Origin of the sequence: Bacillus sp. C30 (assembly GCF_040838255.1) — a bacterium.
GTDB classification, from domain to species: Bacteria; Bacillota; Bacilli; order Bacillales; family Bacillaceae_G; genus Bacillus_A; species Bacillus_A mycoides.
In genome coordinates, this window is sequence record NZ_JBFPJH010000264.1 from 1 (window position 1) to 4,657 (window position 4,657).

A 4,657-nucleotide genomic window follows, 5' to 3' on the forward strand; every position below is an offset into this window, starting at 1 on the left:
AAGGTACGGCGAAGACAGATGCTGTAAGTTTTGAGAAAGTGACAGAGCGTAAGCTAAATAATACGAAATTAATTTCTGGTCAGGTGAAGCCTGGGAATATTGAAAGTTTTTATGCGGATCCGACTAAAGGAAAAGTAAAAGGTATTGAGGTAAAAGAAGGACAAGAGGTAGAGAAGGGTACGAAGTTATTCTCTTATGATAATGAAGAGATTAATCTTCAAATGAAGCAAGCTGAGCTTGATCAGAAGATGGCGGATATGCGTTATGATCAAGGGAAAAAGAAGATTGATTCGCTCAAGAAAGAAATTAAGAAGGCGAAAGATAGCGGAGCTGGGAAAGAAGTAACCGATCCGATGGACGAGCAAGTAAGTGAGCTGGAGATTGCTCAAAAGACAACTGATCTTGAGAAAGAAAAAGGGAAGTTACAGAAAGAAGAGTTAAGCAAGAAGCAGAAAGAGCTTACGATTTATAGTAATTTCGCTGGTGTTGTTCAAAAGTTAGATAAAGATGCGGCGCAAAGCTCATCTCAAGCGTTAGGTGGTCAAGGAAAAGCGTTTTTACAAGTAGCTTCTAAAGACCCATTCCAAGTTCAAGGGACGTTAACTGAGCTTCAGAAGTCACAAATTCAAAAGGATCAAACGTTCACTGTAACGGCGAAAGCAAATAGTAAGAAGAAGTGGACAGGTAAGATTACAGAGGTAAGTGAGTTCCCGACGAGCGCAGAGATGGCGCAAGCTGGCGGCATGGGTGAGGCAACTCAAAATATGTCTCAATATACATATAAAGCAAGCCTTGATAGTCAAGACGGTTTATCTCCAGGTTACCACGTTTCTCTGCAAGTAAACTTAGAGAATAAGACGATGATTGCTGTTCCAAGTAAAAGCATTGTAGAAAAAGGCGATGATGCATTTGTTTATGTTGAGGAAAAAGGGAAGCTTCGTAAACAAAATGTGAAAAAAGGTTCTACTGATGGAGACTGGACAGAGGTTGTAGAAGGCGTAACAGTGGGGCAAAAGGTGGTTAAAAATCCTTCCGACGATGTGTATGACGGAATGGAAGTGAAAGAGAAATGATTACGTTAAATAATATTGCTAAAACGTATTATCAAGGAAAATTGGCGGTGCCGATTTTGCATGGTATTAGTTTAACGATTCAGAGCGGTGAGTTCGTTTCGATTATGGGACCGTCTGGTTCTGGTAAGTCGACGCTTATGAATATTATCGGTTGTTTAGATCGTCCAACAGAAGGCGAATATATGCTGAATGACGTGAATATCTTAACAGCAGACGAGTCAAAGCTTGCTTTAATTCGTAATGAATATATTGGCTTTGTATTCCAGCATTTTAATTTACTACCTCGTCTTTCAGCAGTGGAAAATGTTGAGCTTCCGCTCGTATATGGTGGCGTGAAGAAAGCAGAGCGTCGCAAGCGTGCTTTGGAGGCACTAGGTAAAGTTGGATTGGCAGATCGCGTGCATCATTTACCGAATGAGTTATCAGGTGGACAGAAGCAGCGTGTAGCAATTGCAAGAGCGATTGCTAATAATCCAACGTTCATTATGGCTGATGAGCCGACAGGTGCGCTTGATACGAAGTCTGGTAAGCAAGTTATGGATATTTTCACGAAGCTCAATGCAGAAGGTACGACAATTGTTATGGTTACGCATGAAGAGGACGTAGCGGCTTATTCGTCTCGCCGCATTGTACTGCGAGACGGGAAAGTTACAGAAGATAGAAGGTGTGCAGTATGAGTTTACTAGATAGTATGAAAATTGCCTTATCGTCTATTTTAGCTCATAAACTACGCTCGGCTTTGACGATGCTTGGGATTATTATCGGTGTAGGCTCTATTATTACCGTCGTTGCGATTGGGCAAGGCGGAGAAGCTGCCTTAAAATCACAATTTGTTGGATCAGGGAATCAAACAGTTCCCATTCATTATAGTCCTGATATAAATGATCCTTTTGGTATGGATATGCCTGAAGCACCGAAAATAACAGAAGAAGATATTTTTGAACTCAAGAAGATCCCAGAGATTGCACATATCGTAACAACGAATTCCGGTATGGAATCTCTTGATATTGAAGATAAAAAAGACATGGTGAATATTACAGGATTAGACAATGAGTACTTCAAGGTGAATAAAGTGAAAGTACTCAAAGGACGTTCGCTGCAAGAATCAGATGTGGACCAAGGTAATAACGTTGTCATGATTAGTAAACAAATGGAAGAAAAGGTATTTATAGATGCCAATCCAGTCGGTAAAATCATTGAAATAAAAGGTCAACCGATGCAAATTATTGGTGTCTATAAATCAGATAATGAATTCATGGGAATGGGACCATCAGAAGCACTCGTTCCAATTTCATTATGGCCGACACTATATGGAAAAGATGAAATTCAAAATATTTCTGTTCAAGCAAAAAATGTAGATAATCTAGAAAAAGCAGGTAAAAAAGCTGCGGATGTCTTAAACAGTCGCAAAGCAAGCGATGCAACTGGTAAATATGAAGTTATGAATTTAAAAGAGATTCAAGAAGGTATTTCAAAAATGACGGGTATTATGACAATGATCATTGGTGGTATTGCTGGTATTTCATTAGTAGTTGGTGGTATTGGTGTTATGAATATCATGCTCGTATCTGTAACGGAGCGTACGCGTGAAATTGGGGTACGTAAAGCACTTGGTGCAACACGTAGTAAAATTTTATTACAATTCTTAATTGAAGCAGTTATGTTAACGCTTCTTGGTGGTTTAATTGGTATTGGTCTTGGATATGGCGGAGCATATATCGTTTCGACATTCGCGAAATGGCCACCGCTTGTTTCATGGGAAGTTGTTGTTGGAGGCGTATTATTCTCCATGACACTCGGTATTATTTTCGGACTAATTCCAGCCAATAAAGCTGCGAAATTAGATCCAATTGAATCACTTCGTTACGAATAGTTTACTAGTGTAGTAGAGATAAGCATCTCTATTACTCATACATATTATTCGAGTGAATTGTTTGAATCATCCTTTAAGAGGATTATATAAATAGAAGGAGGCGCTATAATGGAAGCGAATATGAATACACAAGAAATAGATATGAAAAAACCATCATTATTTGGAATGATTACATCTCCTGGATTACAATTTGAAAGAATGAAAACAAACAAGAAAGTTTGGGGTATATTTCTCTTCGTAGCACTATTACAAGGGCTACTAGGTGGTTTAAGTGCATATATTAGACATACATCCCCTGAGATGCTTAAAATGAAAAAAGAATTAGGTGAACTTGCTGGACAAAGTTCACTTACATTCGAAGTGATTTCTGGAATTGGATCAAGCTTTGCTGGTGCAATGATTAGCACACTATTCATAGCAGCTATTTATAAGATGTTTATGATGATTTTTGGGAATGATACCCCTTATAAAACCCTAGTAAACATTGTAGTTTATACAAATATTGTCCTTATTATTGGTGGACTTATTAATACAATTTTAAGTCTAATTTTTGGTACTGGAATGACTCAATATACAAGTTTAGGATTATTATTTACGGAAGGTACATTTGCATATGGAATTGGTAATACAATTGAAGTATTCTATGTATGTAATTTAGCCTTAATTTGGCTTGGATTACATATTACAGCTGGATTAAGCAAAGTGAAAGCATCGATTCCAATTATTATTCTATTCATTATTAAGGCAGTCTTCTTAGCGGCAATTATTGTATTGATGGCTAAACTTTTACCAGGTATACCAATGTAGTTAATTTACGTTCATTATAAATAAGTTTAGTAAAAAATTTGCAACATTAATAACCGGTTCCTTAACGTACAAGGTACCGGTTATTTTGTGTCTAAATTGTGTCTAAACGTACAATTTTCTTTTTTTGATATGGTGACCCCATGCCCATCAACTTAAGAGATTTTAATACCCCCAAGTACCAAAAAACGTTATTCTTTCTAAACAAGCTAGATTAGAAAGGATGACGTTTTCTTATGAATCTCTCGATTCAAGATGAACTACAACCATTTGCGGAAGAATTACAACGATATGTTACACCTGTATTTTTAGAAGAACTTGCTAAAGAAATCGGTTTTGTCAAACGAAAGCGTAAATTTTCTGGTTCAGATCTAGCTACCATTTGTATTTGGATTAGCCAACGTGTGGCAAGCGATCCCTTAGTCCGATTATGTAGTAGACTGCATGCAGCTACTGGTACGTTACTTAGCCCGGAGGGCTTAAATAAACGTTTAAATGCAGAAGCTGTTTTGTTTTTACAACATATTTTTTCCTTACTTTTACAACAAAAAGTTTGTGAACAACCACAGATTTCGAATGCATTACTCTCCCATTTTCAACGAATTCGTATTTTAGACGCCACTGTGTTTCAAATACCAAGTGCTTTAGAGGGAGTATATCCAGGTTCTGGAGGATGTGCGCAAACAGCTGGGATTAAGATTCAATTAGAATACGACTTACATAGCGGTCAATTTCTCAATTTTCAAGTCGGACCAGGGAAAAATAATGACAAAACATTTGGCACAGAGTGCTTAGAAACCTTAAGACCGGGGGATTTATGTATTCGAGATTTGGGTTATTTTTCACTAGAAGACTTAGAACCTGTCTAGAATCTTTTTAATAAAATCGCCACGCCTGCCAATAAGCA

The 4,657-nt window shown here is 37.6% G+C and carries 4 protein-coding genes and 1 pseudogene; all 5 read left to right on the forward strand.

Going from position 1 to position 4,657, the window contains the following annotated elements:
* On the forward strand, positions 1-1,073 hold a 1,073-nt coding region (locus tag AB3X49_RS18020; RefSeq protein ID WP_367963794.1), incomplete at its 5' end, for an efflux RND transporter periplasmic adaptor subunit.
* Positions 1,070-1,750, forward strand: a complete 681-nt coding sequence (locus AB3X49_RS18025; protein ID WP_367963796.1) for an ABC transporter ATP-binding protein — start codon at positions 1,070-1,072, stop codon at positions 1,748-1,750. The genes AB3X49_RS18020 and AB3X49_RS18025, both read left to right, overlap by 4 nt.
* The gene (locus AB3X49_RS18030; protein ID WP_367963798.1) at positions 1,747-2,946 is read left to right on the forward strand and encodes an ABC transporter permease; all 1,200 of its coding nucleotides are present in this window, start codon (positions 1,747-1,749) and stop codon (positions 2,944-2,946) included. The genes AB3X49_RS18025 and AB3X49_RS18030 overlap by 4 nt, the downstream gene beginning before the upstream one ends.
* A gap of 108 nt (positions 2,947-3,054) precedes the next feature.
* A complete protein-coding gene (yknW, locus tag AB3X49_RS18035) occupies positions 3,055-3,753 on the forward strand; it encodes a YknW family membrane protein (RefSeq protein ID WP_367963800.1) in 699 nt (232 codons plus the stop codon).
* Positions 3,754-3,986: 233 nt separating this feature from the next.
* Positions 3,987-4,610, forward strand: a pseudogene (locus AB3X49_RS18040) (IS4 family transposase); the annotation flags it as partial.
* Positions 4,611-4,657: the final 47 nt, after the last annotated feature.